Source organism: Chitinophaga sp. 9-1-y (genome assembly GCF_059511905.2).
Genome location: NZ_CM197955.1, coordinates 3228502 through 3247239, shown reverse-complemented (window position 1 = coordinate 3247239; position 18738 = coordinate 3228502). Strand labels below are relative to the sequence as shown.

Genomic DNA, 18738 nt, shown 5'->3' with positions numbered 1-18738 from the left:
AAAGCTAAAAGCTAAAGGCTAAAAGCTATATCTTATACGTTACTCCCAACGTGAGATATACATTGTACAACGGGAACGACATTCCCTGGAAATCACTTGGGAAGATAGGACGCAGGCCCCAGTTCAGGTTACCATTCACACTGAGTTTCTTGCCCACTTTGTAAGCAGCACCACCCTGCAAACCAGCATCAAATGTGCGCATGTTCTTACCAAAGTCGAAAGTAGCTTCAGAAATAATTACCTTCTCACCGGTAGGTCCGCCATTACGGATATAACCATCGGAAACAGTACCGTAGAAGTTAGAGCTGAACAACCAGGCAGCATAGCCACCCAGGTTAAAGCGCCATTTATCATTAGGCGTGAATACCGCGCTTACCGGGAAAGACACATACGCATTACGCGCAATGGTCTTGTTTTTACCGGAGAAGTCTCCCTGAAAACGGCCACCATCATCAGTGGTAATGATAGTAGGAAAATATTGTACTTCATCTTTTGTACCCATTCCCTTGTAGTCCAATTTAACTGCCACGGCAGCTCCCCATTTACGGGTAGCGCGGTATGACAGCTCATACCCCAGTGAAGGTGAGAATTCCGGCCAGTAACCGTTTACTTTACGAATGGTATTGGGAAAGCCAATGGGTGTAGTAGCGCCAAAATTGAAGCCCGCGAGAATACGATGTTCCAGCCCTGGTGTAAAAGCACTATTTTTCGTAGGTTCATTTCCGTTATCCTGTGCAAATAAGGTAGTTGCTGCCATCAGCATACCCAGCATCAGTCCTGACATTTTTATTTTCATAGCCTCTGATTAATCTTTTACTCGTGTACAATTTCAACATTATCCAGTATCAATTTGCTGCCCACAGCACCTCTATAGTGATCGCCGTCTTTACTGGAAGAAGCGATAATGGCCATCATTAAAGGCTGACCGGATAACGCGCTCTTACCGGGAATAGCAACAAATGGTACATCGAAATGGGTCCAGTCAGCTTTTGCGGTACCATCAGGCAACACTGCGGTAGCTACTACTCTGTCGGAACTCAGGATGTTAGTGGCATCCAGACGGGTAGTGCCCGTGTATAATACCGCATAAACAGAGCATTCATCTACCTTACCTGGTGCCGGCGTGCCATCTCTCTCAATGAATTGTGTACCTGGCTGGTACTTGTAATCACCGGAGAAGCTCTTGGGTACTGTACCTGTATAAGGTTGGCCGAACTGTGTACATTTCAGCGGGTTCTCAAAAAGAAAATCGGTCACAAAGTTCCCCAGGAATAATGATCCGGCAAACAGGTGGATATTCATCCAGGCAGACAACTCATTGCCTGGCTTGGTTTCAATGACGGCAGCGTATTTACCATCTTTTGCATCTGTGGTAACATGCAAAGGGAAGTCATTGATTTCAGTCACACCGGTGATAGCAATACCAATATTACCGGAAGCCCAGATATTACGGCCATCATCAGATAATGGATTGACGTATTTCCAGGAGGCATCGTTCGTTGAAACCGTATCCCATCTTTCAAATCCAAATTTCCACACACCCGTTTGAACTACTTCTACAGTATATTTCCGTTGTGTACCGGTGGCAGAAGTAACCACGTATTCTTTAAACCCGCTTTCATTAAACTTGAGTGAATCGCCGGAGGCAGGTGATACATGCCCTCCTGCACTCACTTTGATAACTGGTGCAATCCCTTTCTGGTATGCTTCGTCTGTCAGATACAAGCGGATTTGAGATTTTGTCTGGTCAATAAAAACATCACTGGTGATTTGATTGGGTGCCAGTGTAAAAGCTTCGATGTCTGCTTCCGGGTTAAGTGGTGCATCCTTAATACAGGACTGTAGCGCGCCCATCGTGGCCGCTACATAACATAGTTTCCGTACATTCATTTTCCGTTCGATTTGTTAAAACTTCGCAAAGGTACGAAACATGCAGTAGACACCCGGTTACATCGGAACATGAAAATTTATGGTTGTGTAATTTGCAGGCTATCCAGTACCAGGCGACTGCCAATAGCGCCTTTGTAAGTATCCCCGTCTTTACTGGAAGAAGCAACAATTGCCATCATCATTTTATCACTCCCCGTATACTTGCGTACTTCCACAAATGGTACATCGAACTTTGTCCAGCCGGCCCTGGGACCACCATCCGGAATGCTGGCGCGCGCCAGTATCCTGTCTGATGTTTGAATGTTGGTAGCATCCAGGCGTGTGGTTCCGGTGTATAATATGGCGTAAACGGCGCAACTGTCTTTCATGCCTGGTATAATATTGCCGGCCTTATCCTGGTACTTCTCTCCCGGGGTATATTTATAATAACCTGTAAAACGGACAGGCTTACCCAAATAGGGTTGTCCGAATTGGGTAGCTTTCAATGGTGCTGTTAAGGCATTCATCGGATCAAAAACACCCAGGTAAAGCGAGCCGGCAAACAACTTGATACCAACCAGGTTAGATAATGCCGTGCCGGTACGGGTAACCAGTTCTGCGGCATATTTCCCGTGGTATGCATCGGTAGTGGCCCGCAATGGATATTCGAGCGGATCTTTCTTTACGCCAGACAGGGCCACGCCCGGATTGCCGGAAGACCAGGCCTGGCTGGTGTCTGTCAAACTACCGTTTATTTCCACCACATATTGGTACCGGTCTTTATCATTCAACAGCCAACTTTCAAAGTCCCAGGCAAACACACCAATGTTGGCTACTTCCACCGTGTAGGTTTTCTTATTGGCGCCATTGGCGGAAGTTACCACATACTTCGTGGCACTGGTCCCATTGAACTTCAAGGAGTCGCCGGATGCCGGCACCACAGAGGCTCCTGATGAAATAGTGATCACCGGCACTACGCCTTTGTCAACCGCATCTGGTGTGAGGGGTAATACAATTTTATTATTAACCTGGTCAACGAAAATGTCTGCAGTGAGGTATTTGCGATCTATCTTAAAGGTTTCAATATCTGCTTCCGGGTTAACCGGGGCCTCTTTTATACAGGCGTAAAACGCCAGCATCAATGCCATTAGGGCACCTGCTTTCCGTATATTCATGCTATTGCTGGTTAAATGGTTACAAACATCCAATCCTATCAAAAGTACATTTTTATTTCCTGCATTACATATATCTATAAATTGCTATCATTGCAATATGGTAGATAAACAGCGAATAAAACGGGTACTGATCTACGCAGCGAAATGTGTAACAGGTGTGCTGGTAGTGCTTGGGCTGTCGTGGGCCACCAATTACAAAGACATTATCTGGGTACTGATTTCTGTGATGCTGGTATTATCACCTGATGGATCGGATGCAGTAACGTTAGCGGTTACACGGATTAAAGCCAACATAGTAGGTGGCATTGTCGGATTTTTGCTGATCCTGGTACATCCGCATATGATCCTGATGATGTGTATAGCGGTATTCATTACTGTTGTCGTCTGTAATTTACTCAGCCTGGAAGCTGCTACGCGCACTGCGTTGGCGGCCACTATTATTGTCATGACCCATGAAGCCGGCACGCATGTTTGGGATACAGCCGTAGAAAGAGTCCTTTCGGTATTAGCCGGTTGTTTGCTTGGACTGGTCATTACCTTCGTCTTCCATAACAAATATGCCCGGCAAACAGCGGAGATGATCCTCCCGAAGATCGATAAGGGAGGTGAATAGCAGAAGTACAGAATTCCTCCAGAATTGGCCGTTATTTTTGGCACATTAAGGAGTGATGCATGAAGAAAATGATATTCTCAGCAGGATTGGCATTAGGCGCCTTTACCTGTTCCAATAGTGTAAAAGCACAGGATACGGATTCCCTGCCTTCTCATAAAGATTCCATTCAAATAACGGCGGTTCCCAAATATAATATCGGCACACAGCAAAACGCGCGCTTTCACAGTAGCATTGCGGGAGTGGCCATACCGGCAGTCATGATTGGCTATGGCTTTATTGCCCTGAACAATCCTTCCCTGCGGGACTTAAACACCAGTACCCGGGCAGAAATAAAAGAAGATCATCCTACCTTCCGGACGCAGATAGATAACTACCTGCAATATTCACCGGTTGCAGCGGTATATATCCTGAATGCAGCTGGCGTTCATGGCAAACATAATTTCCGGGACCGGACCATTATACTGGGTATCTCCGCCATACTGACGGCTGGTTCTGTGGAAGGCATCAAACACTGGACACACGAAGAACGCCCGGATCAATCAGATTTTCTGTCGTTCCCATCCGGCCATACTGCTACCGCCTTTGCTTCAGCTGAATTCCTACGGCAGGAATATAAAGATGTGTCGCCCTGGATCGGCGTGGCCGGCTATGCCGCGGCTACCGCTACCGGTGCACTCAGAATGTACAATAATAAACACTGGCTCAGTGATGTGGTAGCCGGCGCTGGTATGGGCATATTAAGCACCAAAGCTGCCTACTGGGTATACCCGTGGATACAACGAAAATTATTCAAAGACACGGACCATACTGCCAGCAAAGTGGTGATGCCCTACTACAATCCTGAATTTCGCAGTGCAGGGCTAAGTTTCATCTTCTTTCCCCATTAAGCAGTGTTACTGCAACATCCGGGATAAGAGAAGAGAGACTTCTGTAACATATTAAAAAAATAAAAGGGATATTACTGGTAGATGATGTGGGGGTTAACCCCTAAAGCTGACCTGGTTACAAACACCTGTTTTTGGCAATGGGGCAAAGTTGCTGGTTTCCGGTGAAATAATTTGTGATCTATTTGTTAACGACCAAAAATAGGACTTCTTTTTATAAAAAACTATTATAAAGGGGTAAAATAATCTCACTTTCTTTAACATCAAATTTACAGTCCAATCCCTAAATCCGGTTATTTTAGCAGTATCAAAATGAGAATTAAAATCTTGTTGGCCTAAAACTGTAGCTCAAAAGCCACAACAATCCCGTCCTCAAAAGCTGTTAATTATATGTATGTACCGGTAATTATTTTCCTCTTTTTCCTGATGTGGTATATCCATTTCAGGACCCAAAGTTTTCGTAACACCCATTTTAAAGAAAAGAAATTCAAGCCCATTGCCGGCGAAGACGCCATGCAGGCGGTTAGAATAGTGGGCGTATCCAACAGCGTATTCACCGTATCCAGGTATTTACGCAGTGTCAAAAACCTCTCCGATAAAAGATTCATCACCGTAGCCGTTGACCAGGTCATCACCACCACCATGGGAACCACCCATCAGGCGCGCCTGATTGAAAACCTGGCGCCAGGAGAAGAACGTCGTTTAGGCCACACCGATAATGTACGGGAAGGCAAATACCAGATCTATATTGGCTATGAAATATTATGGGCAAGGTATATTCCCACGCCGGCATGGCACCGGGAAAAGAAGCCGGAAGCCCCCACCGCCGCCAGTTTGTATAACGACATGTTGCGACAACACCAGGATTCCCTGATCCAGGCAATAGAAGCAAAAAGAGATTTATTGTCCTGACAAAGGCGTTTCCCGGCGACCGAAGAAACTAAGCCATACCATCGAAAAAAATACCCCCAGTAAGGACCCGGCACTGACATCTTCCAGGAAATGCTGGCTCATGTACATGCGGGAGTACGCCACCAGTAAGGCTAACAACAAGTAAAGCAGCGACCAGTATTTGTTACGCGCATAATAAGCCAGTACAGTGGCCGCTGTAAATGCACATACGCTATGACCGGATGGGAAACTCAGGTTGTTATCCAGCACCACTACACCCGGCACAAAGTAGATATCGTGCAGGCGTTCAGAGAAATAACGATGCGGACGGGGAAAGGCCACCAACGCTTTTAGGGTAAAACTAATGGTAGCAGTAAACAGGTAAGCAGTGCCCATTACAAAGCCCATACGCCTTTTAATCAATAGCAACAGCAGGGAAACTAACACCGCCACAGTGGTGCTGCCCAACTCCGTGATGTAGGGGAAGAACCAGTCGCCCGCCGGCGTATGTAATCCATTAATAAAAAAATAAATGCCGGTACGACTACTCAGCAGCAACCGGATCAACAGTGCCGACCCTACAATGATGACATACGGCCAGATAAAATATTTCAGCTGCTGGTATACGCCAACAAAACGCTGCAGAAAGGTATTCATGAAATAACTACCGGGTTAAACGGCGATGATAATTAATCTGGCCGAGATGATAATTCAAATGTGTACTCAGGTGTACGAGAAAATGCCCGGTAGCCATGGTATCGTTAAAAACCTTCTCCGGGTAAGTGTGCTCCAGGTCTTCCGCTGTTAAACCGGCTATAACGGACAGGACTGTACGGCGTGTACTGGCCACCAGCACCAGCAAGTCTTCCGTAGGTACATTCCGGGCGCTGAACTCCAGCTCCCTGTTGCGCACATATCCCGTTTTTCCGAGGATAGCGCCTACAAAATGTTGCAGGTTACCACAAAGGTGCAGACATAAATTCCCGGCGGAATTGGTAATGCCCGGCGCTACCCGCCAGATGGCTTCCCCGCTCTCGTACGCGGCGATCTCCTGTTCCAGTTTGCTGAGATCCCGCTCAAATAAGTTGATTAATATCCCCGTAAGCATAGGCTAAAGATAGGGAAAGTGACGCGGATCATCGCTTAATATTATTGTAAACAGATTCTAATACGCCTTGTGCCTGTTGCAGTTCTTGCCGGGAAATGCCCCGTTCCGCCATCTCTACCACAGATAACGCCAACGGGTATACTTTTTCTTTCAGTTTTCGCCCGGTGCCGGTGAGCCAGATCCGTTTACTCCGCCGGTCGGCTTCATCAGTGATACGTTTTACCAGGTGCCGCTTCTCCAGGTTATCCAGCAGCTTGGTGAGACTGGCTTTATCTTTGCCCGTTTTGTCGGCCAGTTCCTGCTGCCGGCAGCCATCCTCCACGCCCCAGAGATAACGCAGAATAAAGTACATGTCTGGTGTGATATCCAGGCCGGCTTTCATAAAAACATTCAATAGCCGCAGCCGGTAAGCAGTATGCGTTCTAATAATTGCGCTGGCAATGTTCAGTCGCAATTTTGCGCTGATGTCAGATTTGGTCATAAGTTAGTTGTAGGATTTAACCCGGGCGGATGAAAAACAGTTGCACCTGCCGCTAATTGTTCACATAACGATTTTCACTAAACATAAATAATGCCTTTTTGTTTAAATATTATAACTCAGCAGGATGACTAATCAATCTCCACCACCACTCAGCCCCTTCCGGGAAAAATGGCACCGCATCATCTTTGAGGCGGATACACCTGCCGGGAAAGCATTTGATATCATCCTGCTCATTGTCATTCTCGCTAGTGTGGTCATCGTAATGATGGAAAGCGTAGCATCCTTACAGCAAAAATATGGGGATTTTTTTCGCTTACTGGAATGGATGTTCACCGGCATCTTCACCGTAGAATACCTCTTTCGGATATGGTGCAGCTATCGCCCAAAAGCCTACTTCCGGAGCTTCTATGGCATCGTGGATTTACTTTGTATATTGCCTACTTATGTGGAAGCTTTTTACGGCGGCGCGCATTTCCTGCTCACCATCCGTATCCTGCGACTGATGCGTATTTTCAGGATCTTTAAACTGGTGCCCTTCCTGAATGAAAGTAAACAATTATCGCTGGCCCTGCAAAAAAGTCAACGGAAAATATTTATCTTCTTTTTCTTTATAGGTCTAATGACAGTGGTACTGGGAGCCATTATGTATGTGATAGAGTCTGATCATAATTCTGGTTTCACCAGCATTCCGGTGAGCGTATACTGGGCAGTGGTAACATTAACAACGGTGGGGTATGGAGACATCGCTCCCATCACCCCACTGGGACAAACATTTTCCGCCATCATTATGGTAATGGGTTATGCGATTATTGCAGTGCCTACGGGTATTGTGACGGTAGAAATGAGCAGGATACACAATAAAGAAGGGGTAGATCACAGCGTTTGTCCGCATTGTACGCGCGACGGTCACGACACCAATGCGGACTACTGTAAATATTGTGGTACTAAGCTATAGGTGCTTATTTTACACTAAACAGCGGTTGTACATCCAATATTGCTTTCTGGTAAGCCAGGTCGAAATCTTCCCACTTACCAGTGAGGCCAAAACGATACTTACTACCGTCGATCAGTTCAAATTCAGCAACTTTCTTGTTGAATCCCTGTTTACCTCTTTGGAAGTTAGTAATATCCGATAATGGGAATTCAAGGGCCTTTTTGTTGCGGGTGAGCAACCAGCCGATAAGTCCAAATGCAAAGATCATCAACATCGGTCTGTTTTCAAATACAATTCTTTCGTTCGTGAGGCAAATGGCACCTTGTTTGGCCTGCCACGCGTTCTTAAGATAAACTGCATTCACTTTGTACAGAACAGTTTCCTGTGGGTTAAGGGGCCACTTTACTTTAATACTCTTCATGGTAACTAACAATATGGTCAGCCGCGAAAATATAACAATATTGTGAATCTAAATAGCAAATAAATGATCCTTACATCCATCCTGGACAACGACTTCTACAAATTCACGATGCAGCATGGCGTGATCAAATTGTTCCCTAAAGCCCGTGCCCGCTATACTTTCATCAATCGTGGGCACCACTCTTTCCCACCGGGTTTTGCGGAAGCGTTGCAAGCCGCCGTCAATGATATGCAGCAGCTCCGGCTTACCCATGATGAAAAGCAATACCTCGCTGTTACCTGCCCCTATCTCGATCCCACGTACCTGGATTTCCTGCAGGGCTACCATTACAACCCGGCAGAAGTACAGATTACACAAAAAGGAGATCAACTGGAGGTACATGCTGAAGGCTACTGGTACCGCACTATTTTGTGGGAAGTGCCGCTGATGTCGCTCATCTGCGAGCTCTATTACCAGCTTACCGGTCAGCAACGGGTAACAGATGACGAAGTAATCCGGATTACCCGGGAGAAAATTGAGCGCTATAAGCAAATGGCCATCACCATCGCCGACTTTGGCACCCGCCGCAGGCATTCCCTGGCAGTGCACCGGCTGGTAGTGAAAACCCTGAAAGATTATGGAACGGGATGTTTTATTGGCAGCAGTAATGTACACCTCTCTATGCAAAACGGCGTAAAGCCCGTAGGCACCCATGCCCATGAATGGTTCATGTTCCATGCCGCCAAATACGGCTTTAAAATGGCGAATATGCTGGGACTGGAAAACTGGGTACAGGTATATCGCGGCGACCTTGGGATTGCGTTGTCTGACACCTATACCACACCTGTGTTCTTTGAACAGTTCGACAAAAAATTCGCTAAACTGTTTGATGGCGTACGGCACGACAGCGGCGATCCCATTCTCTTTGCTGACCGTACCATCACACATTATAAAGGGAAAAGCGTAGACCCCCTCAGTAAAACAATTATTTTCTCCGATGGACTGGACTATGATAAAGTAGCCAATATCGCGGCCTACTGTCGTGGTAAAATAGGCATGTCGTTCGGTATTGGCACCAATTTCACTAATGATGTGGGGCTACCTGCCCTCAATATCGTGATTAAAATGTACGAGGCCCTGCCGGAAGATGCGCCCAGGTGGACACCGGTGGTAAAGCTTTCTGATGTAAGTGGAAAATATACCGGAGATGAAAAAATGATAGAACTGGCGAAGGAAATGTTGTTAGCATAAGAGCTATTATAGCGGATTTTGTCTTTATATAGGATTAAACTGATTATACTGATTATAGTTTTTTGGATTAAAAAGATTAGGGGAGACAGATGAGCATGTTGCCCATCTATCTCCCCTAATGCTATCTATCTTCCAAAATTTTTAAAATAAAAATCGGGAAAATCAGTATAATCAGTTTAATCCTGTACAAAGACGAAATCCGCTCCGGTCTTTACCAACTCCCCAGTCCAATCCCTGTATCTCCCTGCTTCACATCACCGGATTGAAAGCCTTTTTTGAACCAGTACATCCTTTGCTCGGAGGTACCGTGTGTAAAGGCATCCGGTACTACCTGCCCGGTGGCCGCCTTTTGCAGGCGGTCATCACCAACAGCGCTGGCGGCATTTAATCCGGACTCAATATCACCCGGATCCAGGAAAGGCCTGATCTGATTGGCTCTATACGCCCATACGCCGGCCAGGAAATCGGCCTGCAGTTCCAGCATCACGGATAATTTGTTATATTCTTTTTCACTCAAGCGGGAACGCATTGCCTGCATACGATCACTAATGCCGAGCAGATTTTGCACGTGATGACCTACTTCATGCGCAATTACGTAAGCTTTGGAAAAGTCGCCTTTCACGCCAAACTGTTGCTCCAATTCTCCGAAAAAGGAAACATCCAGGTATACCCGGTGATCTGCCGGGCAATAAAAGGGCCCCATCGCTGATTCTGCCATACCACAACCGGATTCAGTACCTTTATCAAACAATACCATCCGGGGCGTTTCGTAAGTTTTGTTCCTTTGCTGGAACTCTTGTTTCCATACCCGGTCAGTACTGTTAAGTACCTTCGCCGACATTGCCTCAAAAGGACTCGCATTTTGGCTGGTCAGCTTTTCGGATTTCTCACCCGACTGGCCAGGCCCCTGCACTTGTTGCACCGCCTGCATTACCTGTTGTGGGTCCTGTTTAAAGAGCAGGGCTAGTACTATAATGATAATACCGCCGATCCCGCCGCCAATACCAACGGTACGCATACCACCGCCGGTACGTTTCTCGACGTTTTCGCTCATTTCTTCATCATCAAGACGCATAAGTAGATTTTAAATTTAAATGGTGAAGTTTCTTACCCCGAATGTACATTTTTCATATGTATTCACCCACTTTTCCCGTTTCTAAACAAAAGCATTTTGCCGCCTGTTAACTATCATTGTCTTTTCACGCATAAACTACACCTCATATGAAAATAAAACAGATCCTGCTGGCTGCCCGCCCCCAGGGAATGCCTACCGCCAACACTTTTAAAACGGTAGAAACAACACTTCCCCAGCTGATGCCCGGCGAAGTATTGGTAAAGCCACTCTATTTTTCTGTAGATCCGTATATGCGTGGCCGTATGAACGATGCCCGTTCCTATATTCCGCCGTTCCAGGTGGGTGAACCTATTGAAAGCGCCGGTGTGGCGGAAGTAATAGAGAGCCAGGACGCTCAGTTTACACCAGGAGAAATCGTCCTGAGTGGCGGACCAAGACCTTTCCTACCCTGGGCTACCGCCGCCATCTTTCCGGCCGGCCATCTCCGGAAAACAGACAGCAGCATTCCTCCTACCTACTACCTTGGCCTGTTAGGTGTTCCTGGTCTTACTGCCTATTTCGGCATGATGGACATAGGTAAACCCAAAGCTGGCGAAACCGTGGTAGTATCCGGCGCTGCAGGTGCAGTTGGGATTATAGTAGGACAAATTGCCAAAATCATGGGATGCCGTGCTGTAGGTATTGCCGGCGGCGCAGAAAAAGTAAAGCTGCTTACCGATAGCTTTAATTTTGATGCCGCTATTGACTATAAAGGCAATCCCAATATAGATGCCGCCGTTGCGGCAGCCTGTCCCAGCGGGGTAGATATCTATTTCGACAACGTAGGTGGCGATATTTCCGATGCCGTTATCCGTCACCTGAATTTCTTCGCCCGCGTACCACTATGCGGCCAGATTGCATTATATAATTCAACAGAAGTACCGGTAGGCCCGCGTATTCAGCCTATTATGGTGACCCGCAGCGTATTGATGCAAGGCTTCACCATCGGTAATTACGCTACCCGCTTCGGAGAAGGTGTAAAACAATTAGCCGAATGGGTAAAAGCTGGCAAGATAAAATATACAGAAACCGTAATAGAAGGATTCGAAGAATTGCCCACTGCATTACTGGGATTATTTTCAGGCAAAAACAGCGGTAAGATGATAGTGAAAGTGTAATTTTGGGTATGACGAACCCAGTTGTTCATACCCGCGTTAGAAAGGTGGCCGCCGCCGGTATTACCGATACCAGCGATACCCTGGCCGCAGAAGAACCACTCGAAATCAGGCTGGTACATGGGCCTTCCCATAACCGCCGGCAGCAAAATATATCCGTGACCATGCGCACGCCTGGCGAAGATAAAGAGCTGGCTGCCGGCTTCCTCTTTACAGAAGGTATCCTCAACAGCCAGGATGCCATCCAGGAAATTAACCTGTCGGCAGAACAGGACAACCAGGTGGCCACCGTACACCTGAAGCCTAATATAGTAGCCCGTCTGGGGAGTGCAGCCCGCAACTTTACCGCAACAGCCGCCTGCGGTGTTTGTGGTAAAACAAGCGCCGCCGATATTCATACAGCCGTTACCGTTAATAACAGTGCTGTTCTTTTTCCTTCCGGATTGTTGTTCCGCCTTCCATCCCTGCTGCAACACGAACAAGCACTCTTTAATACCACTGGCGGATTGCATGCCGCTGCCCTGGTAGATCAACAGGGTAACCTGCTTTTGTTGCGGGAAGACATTGGTCGCCACAATGCCGTAGATAAAATCATCGGCGCTGCATTGGCACAACAATGGTTGCCCCTAAAAAACCACTTGTTGCTATTAAGTGGACGCGCAGGGTTTGAGCTGATACAAAAAGCTGCTACTGCAGGTATCCCTGTCATAGCGGCCATTGGCGCGCCCTCCAGCATGGCAGTAAAAATGGCCACACAATGGAATATCACCTTGCTGGGCTTTTTAAAAGAACAGCGATTCAATATTTATAGTAACCCGGAACGCATTATTTTTGAAGAAAATAGTATCACCCATGATCAAGGATAGTGCAGAAAATCCGGTCCGGTTTACCGGCATTAAACTGGGACCTCCCAAAACGGTGGCTGCCGGCTTTCCCGCCGTGGTATCCAGCATGCGGCACATCCTCGAAGAAATGAATGCCATTCGTGGAATGAAAGCCCTGCTGATGCTGAATCAGAAAAAAGGGTTCGACTGCCCCGGCTGCGCCTGGCCCGATCCTGACGACGAAAGATCCGGCATCGCGGAATACTGTGAAAACGGCGCCAAAGCAATAGCAGAAGAAGCTACTACCAAAAAACTGACCCCGGAATTTTTCGCACAACATAGCATGGCTGCGCTGGGAGCGTTGACGGATTATGAGATAGGTAAAAAAGGCCGGATTGCCCAGCCCATGTACTTAGCGCCGGATGCCACCCACTATGCACCCATCTCCTGGGAAAATGCCTACCAGCTCATAGCCCGGCACCTTCAACAACTGTCATCCCCGAATGAAGCCATTTTTTATACTTCCGGGAGAACCAGTAACGAAGCCGCTTTCCTGTATCAGCTGATGGTCAGGGAATATGGTACGAATAACCTTCCGGATTGTTCGAACATGTGCCATGAATCCAGCGGCGTGGCCTTAGGGGAATCATTGGGTATAGGAAAAGGATCTGTGACTTTGGATGATGTGCATGAAGCGGAAGTAATCCTTATCCTCGGACAAAATCCAGGTACCAATCATCCCCGCATGTTGACGGCCCTGCAGAAGGCTAAAGCCAACGGCGCTACCATTATTTCTGTGAATCCGCTACCAGAAACCGGTTTGCTGAATTTCCTGAATCCGCAAACCGTAAAGGGGATACTCAATATAAAAGCACATCTCACCGATATATTCCTGCAGGTAAAAATTAATGGAGACATGGCCCTGCTAAAAGCCTTGTCGATATTACTGTTGCAGGAAGAAGAAAAAGCGCCGGGTACCGTTTTTGACCAGGACTTTATTGCCGCCAACACACAAGGATACAGCGATTATATTGCTCATCTCAAAACACAGTCGCTGGCACAATTAATGGCCGACACAGGTGTAGCGCCTGAGTTAATACAACAGGCTGCCCAGGCACTGTTCCATAAAAAGAAAATCATTGCCTGCTGGGCCATGGGACTCACCCAGCATAAAAACGCCGTAGCCACGATCCGGGAAGTGGTAAACCTGTTACTACTGAAAGGCAGTATCGGCAAGCCCGGCGCAGGTACCTGTCCCGTACGCGGCCACAGCAATGTACAGGGCGACCGGACCATGGGCATCTATGAAAAACCCTCCCCCGCTTTCCTGCAAAAAATAAATACAGTATATGGCTTTCAACCGCCTACTGCACATGGCTATGATGTAGTTAATGCCATCAGGGCCATGTATCATCACCAGGCAAAAGTATTTATAGCGATGGGAGGAAACTTCCTGTCGGCCACACCAGATACACGCTATACCGCGCAGGCATTACGTAATTGCGACCTGACCGTACACATATCTACCAAGTTAAACCGGAGCCATGTAGTACACGGCAAAGAAGCCCTCATCCTGCCCTGCCTGGGACGCAGCGATAAAGACCTACAACAAAACGAACAACAGTTTGTGACCTGCGAAAATTCTATGGGGGTGGTACAGATGTCGAAAGGCAACCTGGAACCGGTATCCACCCAGTTGAAAAGTGAGCCGGCCATCGTCTGCGAACTGGCTGCTACCTTGCTGGGAGAAGCCTCCCGTGTTCCCTGGACGACCTACGCGTTACATTATGACCACATACGGGATGCCATCGAAAAAGTAATTCCTGGTTTCGACGATTACAATAAAAGAGTCAGGCACCCCGGCGGATTTTATCTGCCCAATGGCGCCAGGAAAGGCCAATTCAATACCCTTACCGGCAAAGCCAATTTCCACGTAGCATCGGTCACCAGCACACCGCTGGCCATCGACGAATATATGATGATGACGATCCGTAGTCACGACCAGTTCAATACTACTATTTATGGATTAGATGATCGCTATCGCGGCGTATACCACGAAAGAAGAGTGATATTTATGAACCCCGCAGATATAGCTGCAGCGGGCTTTCACCCTGGCGATATCGTGGATTTATATAACTATCACGGGCAAACGGAGCGGGTAGCGGAAGGCTTCATTATTGTATCCTTTTCTATCCCGGAAAAGTGTACGGCCACCTATTTCCCCGAAACCAATGTATTGGTGCCGGTAGACAGCGTAGCGGACAAAAGCAATACGCCTACCTCCAAACTGGTCATCATTAAAATAAAACCTTCGACGATAAAACAATAGCACATGAAACCAATCATATGGCAGGCAGAAAAATGGACGTCAACAGAGTATTTCACCCTGGCAGAAAATGCACATGGGTGGCTGGCTAACGGCTGTATCAATGGTGTAAAAGCCACCACTCCTTTTTGTATCCACTACGAAATAGCGATCACACCCGGCTGGCAGGTATCTTCTTTTCACATACGGCAACAGGGTGTTGCACCAACAGAACTACGGCTAACGTCTGACCTGCACGGACATTGGTTTGATAAAGACAATAACCACATTGAGGCTTTTGATAATTGCGTGGATATCGATATTTCGCTGACGCCCTTTACCAATACCTTACCAGTAAGGCGGTTGTCGTTTGAACCCAACGAAAGCAAGGTACTGGATATGCTCTATATCAATTTACCTGATTTCGAATTACAGAAAGTACAGCAACGCTATACCAAACTTAGCGCACACGAATACCATTATGATAATGTCTCCACTGATTTCACAGCGGTGATCCCTTTTGATGAGAACAGCCTCGTGAAAGACTACCCGGGTATCTTCCGGCGCATTTATTATTAGGCTAACAACTGCGCCGTTTCACGCACCAGTTCTGCAAAAATATCTGCGGTACTCCAGGCCCTGGCTTTACCTGCTGCCTGTCCGGCCCACATGGCAATAAACGCAGGATTATCCAGCTCTTTAGCGACCTTGCGGACAGGCTGTGTGAGTGCGTTCTGATAGGGATATTCACTCACCGGCAACCCTGATGCTTCTACTGCCGTGATCAACGTATTACGAACACCTCTCGCCCAACGACCAGTGAAAGCACGGGTAAGCAGTGTATCCGTATCCGTTATACCTGCCAGTACTGCTTTATGTGCAGCTGTAGCTGCACTTTCATGCGCACGCAGGTAAATACTGCCTGTTTGTACTGCGCTGGCACCCAGCATTTTTGCAGCCGCTACCCCCCTCCCATCCATAATACCACCTGCTGCAATAACGGGAATGCGCACACGATCCACCACTTGTGGCAACAATGCCATGGTGCCTATTTCAGGCAGTTCACCGGGCAGGAAAGAACCACGGTGCCCACCAGCTTCTACCCCTTGCGCAATGATGGCATCTACACCTGCCGTTTTCAGAACTTCCGCCTCTTCCACACTGGTAGCTGTTCCCATCAGCCAGACGTTATGCGCTTTCAGCAACGCAAACCCTGCCGCATCCGGCATACCAAATGTGAAGCTCACGTATTTAACCCCGGCAGCAATAACCGCTGGTAGCTGGTCGCGCCACGAGTAAACGGAGATATCATCAAAATTCACCGGTGTTGCAGTAATTCCATTAGCCGTATAAAGGGATTGCAGTAATTCCTGCATGTCATCAAATGTTTTGCGATCTGGTTGGAGAGGTGGCTCGTAGGTAAACAGGTTCACAGCAAAAGGCTGTTGTGTCAATGCTTTCACCTCGCGGATCAATGCAGTTACTTTTTCAGGCGGTAGTCCTCCCACTGGTAAAGAACCCAGTCCTCCGCCGTTACTCACTGCCGCTACCATGGCAGGCGTAGTAATTCCTAACATCGGCGCCTGTATTAACGGATAAGCGATACCCAGTGTACGGGTAAATTCATTCTTCCATTCCATGACCAACAATTTAGTACAATAAAAATACGGAAGTTTCGCTTACCGGAAACTCAGCACCGAAGGCGCACGCAGGGCAGAAACATCGAACCGGAAATCCACGATGGTTGTAATTTCCAGCATTAACTTCTTCATAGGTGCCGGTGCATTGGGGTAATAATAACCAGATACTTTAATGGTATTCAACGAAAGGTTTTCATTACGTACCCGGAAACCACCGCCAACACCCAGGTACATGGGATTACGTAACAGGTCATCGTTATTGTTGGTGATCATGGATGCCTGCAGGGAAGTAAAGAAGTTAAACTTAAAGCCAAGCAACTTAAGCGGACTATAATATACCGTTTCCGATCCGAGGTTCAAACGCTGAAAACCATTCAGCTTCGTGTTCTTGTAACCCCATATGCCGTATTCCATATTCACGTTAAGCGGCTTATTAAAAAATGGATTAGGACTATTGAGGTAGTCTGCATTGAAAAACTGGCGGAACCGGGCTTTACGCAGATTGATCAGGCGACTGTAATATTCCACCCTCGCGTGCATAACGGCATCTTCTGTGGCTGATCTCAGCCAGTAGGTCCCCAGGCCAATGGTGGTATTGAAAAGTCCCTGTTGCCGGGTAATCCAGAATTTCTGGGCTTCCACCCCTGTATACAGCCGGCGGCGGCCTTTCCAGCTTTCCCATCCACTGGTGGCACTGAAGTTGTAGCCCAGCGGAATATCTTCGGTTCTGCCGAAACCAAAGAAGTAGTGGGCTTTGAAATAATCAATCCGGTAGGCCTGTAACTCCAGCAGGTACAGCCGATGGTTGTTGTAGATAGGATCATCTTTATACCGCTCCTGGTCCGGCTTTCGCTGGAAGGATAGGTTATAGTGCCTGGCCAGCACGGCAAAATTGGGCTTCCTCCCTATGGTGCCGTCGTGCTTATAGTTATTGATAAAGTTATAACCAATCCAACCATCTATGATGGAGTAATTATACTCCCGGAAGGCGGTATCACCAGGTGCGGGCAAGGCCCCTTTGATATTGATCGACCAGTTTTTAGACAAAGCCAGTCCTCCTACCAGCTTGGCGGCGTTGCGATACAGCGGCCGGTTGAAGTTGATAAAAACGGCGCCTTCAAAAGCATTGGTATCCAGTTGTGCATAGTTATTCAGGGTGGTATAGCCCAGGCTCATGTCAATGAACGACCCAAACACATTATACTTGGTGTAGCGTACCTCGGTATTCCAGGTTGGAGAAAAGTCCGATCGCCACTGCATACCCACTTTAAGCCCCTGGCCGGCGCCAAACAAATCATTGTTGGATACGCTGGCCCGGATGTCGGTGGCACTGAACTGCGACAAGTCTACACCGTATTCAAAGAGGTCTTTGGTCACCACCTCCACATCCAGTGAATCACCACTCATATTTCGCACGTACAACCGGGCATCCTGTATAAATGGCCGGTTACGGAGGTAACGCTCATTATCTGCCATTTCAAAAGGATCCAGTACCTGGTTCTCCCTAAAAAACAAGGATTGCCGGATGACCCACTCCCTGGAGTCATAATGCAGGCGGTTGGCCAGGCGGATTAATTTCATGTTGGAAGAGAAGGTGGTATCATTGATGTTGCTGGGACCAAACACCTTCACCTTCCTATAGTAGATATTTCTGATCACTTTGCCCGCAAAAGGGGTAAAATATGCCTCACTTTTAATGATAGTGCTATCATTGTCATTGGAACGAACAGGTTCGTCCTGTTTGGTAATCCGTTTAATGAGGGTTTGGCGATACTCTTTATTACGGATAGAGTCGCGGTATTCGCCGATCTTTTTAAACAAGCCTCCGCTGGTCTTATGTGGGATGGTATCTCCCGTGTGCGGGAACTGCTGTCCTCTGGCGTATACAAACGCAGGACAATGCAGGCTAATCAACCAGCATAAGACAGTTATTGTAGGCCATATTTTTAAATCGTTCATCAAGGCTAGCAGCAGGCAACAATTATATCGAAAAAAAATGGAATTGCAACTACAGCAATTATTGTACAATCGCTTTTAACCGTTAGCAATTGGCTTTTAGCAAAGGTGGAGGGAATGAATAAAACTGGAATGCTAATTGAACGAATAACCAGCAGGAATGTTACAAACAGCCTGG

General features: G+C 47.3%; 19 protein-coding genes. 9 read left to right on the top strand and 10 right to left on the bottom strand.

Annotation, left to right across the window (positions count from 1 at the left end; all coding sequences use genetic code 11):
- Positions 1–25 precede the first annotated feature (25 nt).
- From AC5ZC7_RS12795 to AC5ZC7_RS12785, 3 genes are all read right to left on the bottom strand, one after another.
- A complete protein-coding gene (locus AC5ZC7_RS12795) occupies positions 26–796 on the bottom strand; it encodes an outer membrane beta-barrel protein (protein ID WP_496161698.1) in 771 nt (256 codons plus the stop codon).
- Between the two features lie 17 nt (positions 797–813).
- Positions 814–1890 carry a PCMD domain-containing protein gene (locus AC5ZC7_RS12790; RefSeq protein WP_496161697.1) on the bottom strand — a complete coding sequence of 359 codons (1077 nt, stop codon included), beginning with the start codon at positions 1888–1890 and terminating at the stop codon, positions 814–816.
- A 77-nt stretch (positions 1891–1967) separates the two neighbouring features.
- Entirely contained in the window at positions 1968–3044 is a 1077-nt protein-coding gene (locus AC5ZC7_RS12785) for a PCMD domain-containing protein (protein WP_496161696.1), read from the bottom strand.
- A 97-nt stretch (positions 3045–3141) separates the two neighbouring features.
- On the opposite strand from AC5ZC7_RS12785, the gene AC5ZC7_RS12780 reads away from it, so the two are divergent.
- From AC5ZC7_RS12780 to AC5ZC7_RS12770, 3 genes are all read left to right on the top strand, one after another.
- A complete protein-coding gene (locus AC5ZC7_RS12780) occupies positions 3142–3657 on the top strand; it encodes an FUSC family protein (protein ID WP_496161695.1) in 516 nt (171 codons plus the stop codon).
- Positions 3658–3716: 59 nt separating this feature from the next.
- Complete coding sequence (locus AC5ZC7_RS12775) at positions 3717–4544, top strand: phosphatase PAP2 family protein (RefSeq protein WP_496161694.1); 828 nt, start codon at positions 3717–3719, stop codon at positions 4542–4544.
- Between the two features lie 387 nt (positions 4545–4931).
- A complete protein-coding gene (locus AC5ZC7_RS12770; protein WP_496161693.1) occupies positions 4932–5453 on the top strand; it encodes a hypothetical protein in 522 nt (173 codons plus the stop codon).
- On the opposite strand, the gene AC5ZC7_RS12765 is transcribed toward AC5ZC7_RS12770, so the two are convergent.
- The 3 genes from AC5ZC7_RS12765 to AC5ZC7_RS12755 are packed head-to-tail and all read right to left on the bottom strand — an operon-like array spanning position 5442 to position 7021.
- Positions 5442–6089, bottom strand: a complete 648-nt coding sequence (locus tag AC5ZC7_RS12765; protein ID WP_496161692.1) for a phosphatase PAP2 family protein — start codon at positions 6087–6089, stop codon at positions 5442–5444. The genes AC5ZC7_RS12770 and AC5ZC7_RS12765 overlap by 12 nt on opposite strands.
- A gap of 7 nt (positions 6090–6096) precedes the next feature.
- Positions 6097–6540, bottom strand: coding sequence for a DinB family protein (locus AC5ZC7_RS12760; protein WP_496161691.1), 444 nt, complete (start codon positions 6538–6540; stop codon positions 6097–6099).
- A 28-nt stretch (positions 6541–6568) separates the two neighbouring features.
- Positions 6569–7021, bottom strand: a complete 453-nt coding sequence (locus AC5ZC7_RS12755; protein ID WP_496161690.1) for a MarR family transcriptional regulator — start codon at positions 7019–7021, stop codon at positions 6569–6571.
- Positions 7022–7145: 124 nt separating this feature from the next.
- On the opposite strand from AC5ZC7_RS12755, the gene AC5ZC7_RS12750 reads away from it, so the two are divergent.
- The gene (locus AC5ZC7_RS12750; RefSeq protein ID WP_496161689.1) at positions 7146–7976 is read left to right on the top strand and encodes an ion transporter; all 831 of its coding nucleotides are present in this window, start codon (positions 7146–7148) and stop codon (positions 7974–7976) included.
- A 4-nt stretch (positions 7977–7980) separates the two neighbouring features.
- Here AC5ZC7_RS12750 and AC5ZC7_RS12745 read toward each other — a convergent pair whose 3' ends face one another.
- Positions 7981–8376 (bottom strand): GRAM domain-containing protein, encoded by a 396-nt coding sequence (locus AC5ZC7_RS12745; protein WP_496161688.1) that lies wholly within the window; start codon positions 8374–8376, stop codon positions 7981–7983.
- Between the two features lie 63 nt (positions 8377–8439).
- On the opposite strand from AC5ZC7_RS12745, the gene pncB reads away from it, so the two are divergent.
- On the top strand, positions 8440–9606 hold the full coding sequence (pncB, locus tag AC5ZC7_RS12740; protein ID WP_496161687.1) for a nicotinate phosphoribosyltransferase: 1167 nt from the start codon (positions 8440–8442) through the stop codon (positions 9604–9606).
- 211 nt (positions 9607–9817) lie between these two features.
- Here pncB and ypfJ read toward each other — a convergent pair whose 3' ends face one another.
- On the bottom strand, positions 9818–10681 hold the full coding sequence (ypfJ, locus tag AC5ZC7_RS12735; RefSeq protein ID WP_496161686.1) for a KPN_02809 family neutral zinc metallopeptidase: 864 nt from the start codon (positions 10679–10681) through the stop codon (positions 9818–9820).
- 146 nt (positions 10682–10827) lie between these two features.
- Here ypfJ and AC5ZC7_RS12730 point away from each other — a divergent pair, with 146 nt between their 5' ends.
- Genes AC5ZC7_RS12730 through AC5ZC7_RS12715 form a run of 4 tightly spaced genes read left to right on the top strand, consistent with a single transcriptional unit; the run spans position 10828 to position 15543 of the window.
- The gene (locus AC5ZC7_RS12730) at positions 10828–11838 is read left to right on the top strand and encodes a zinc-binding dehydrogenase (protein ID WP_496161685.1); all 1011 of its coding nucleotides are present in this window, start codon (positions 10828–10830) and stop codon (positions 11836–11838) included.
- An 8-nt stretch (positions 11839–11846) separates the two neighbouring features.
- Complete coding sequence (fdhD, locus tag AC5ZC7_RS12725) at positions 11847–12701, top strand: formate dehydrogenase accessory sulfurtransferase FdhD (protein WP_496161684.1); 855 nt, start codon at positions 11847–11849, stop codon at positions 12699–12701.
- Positions 12688–14988 carry an FdhF/YdeP family oxidoreductase gene (locus AC5ZC7_RS12720; RefSeq protein WP_496161683.1) on the top strand — a complete coding sequence of 767 codons (2301 nt, stop codon included), beginning with the start codon at positions 12688–12690 and terminating at the stop codon, positions 14986–14988. The genes fdhD and AC5ZC7_RS12720 overlap by 14 nt, the downstream gene beginning before the upstream one ends.
- 3 nt (positions 14989–14991) lie before the next feature.
- Positions 14992–15543 carry a putative glycolipid-binding domain-containing protein gene (locus AC5ZC7_RS12715; protein WP_496161682.1) on the top strand — a complete coding sequence of 184 codons (552 nt, stop codon included), beginning with the start codon at positions 14992–14994 and terminating at the stop codon, positions 15541–15543.
- On the opposite strand, the gene AC5ZC7_RS12710 is transcribed toward AC5ZC7_RS12715, so the two are convergent.
- Positions 15540–16604, bottom strand: coding sequence for a nitronate monooxygenase (locus AC5ZC7_RS12710; protein ID WP_496161681.1), 1065 nt, complete (start codon positions 16602–16604; stop codon positions 15540–15542). The genes AC5ZC7_RS12715 and AC5ZC7_RS12710 overlap by 4 nt on opposite strands.
- 39 nt (positions 16605–16643) lie before the next feature.
- On the bottom strand, positions 16644–18518 hold the full coding sequence (locus tag AC5ZC7_RS12705) for a hypothetical protein (RefSeq protein WP_496161680.1): 1875 nt from the start codon (positions 18516–18518) through the stop codon (positions 16644–16646).
- Positions 18519–18738: the final 220 nt, after the last annotated feature.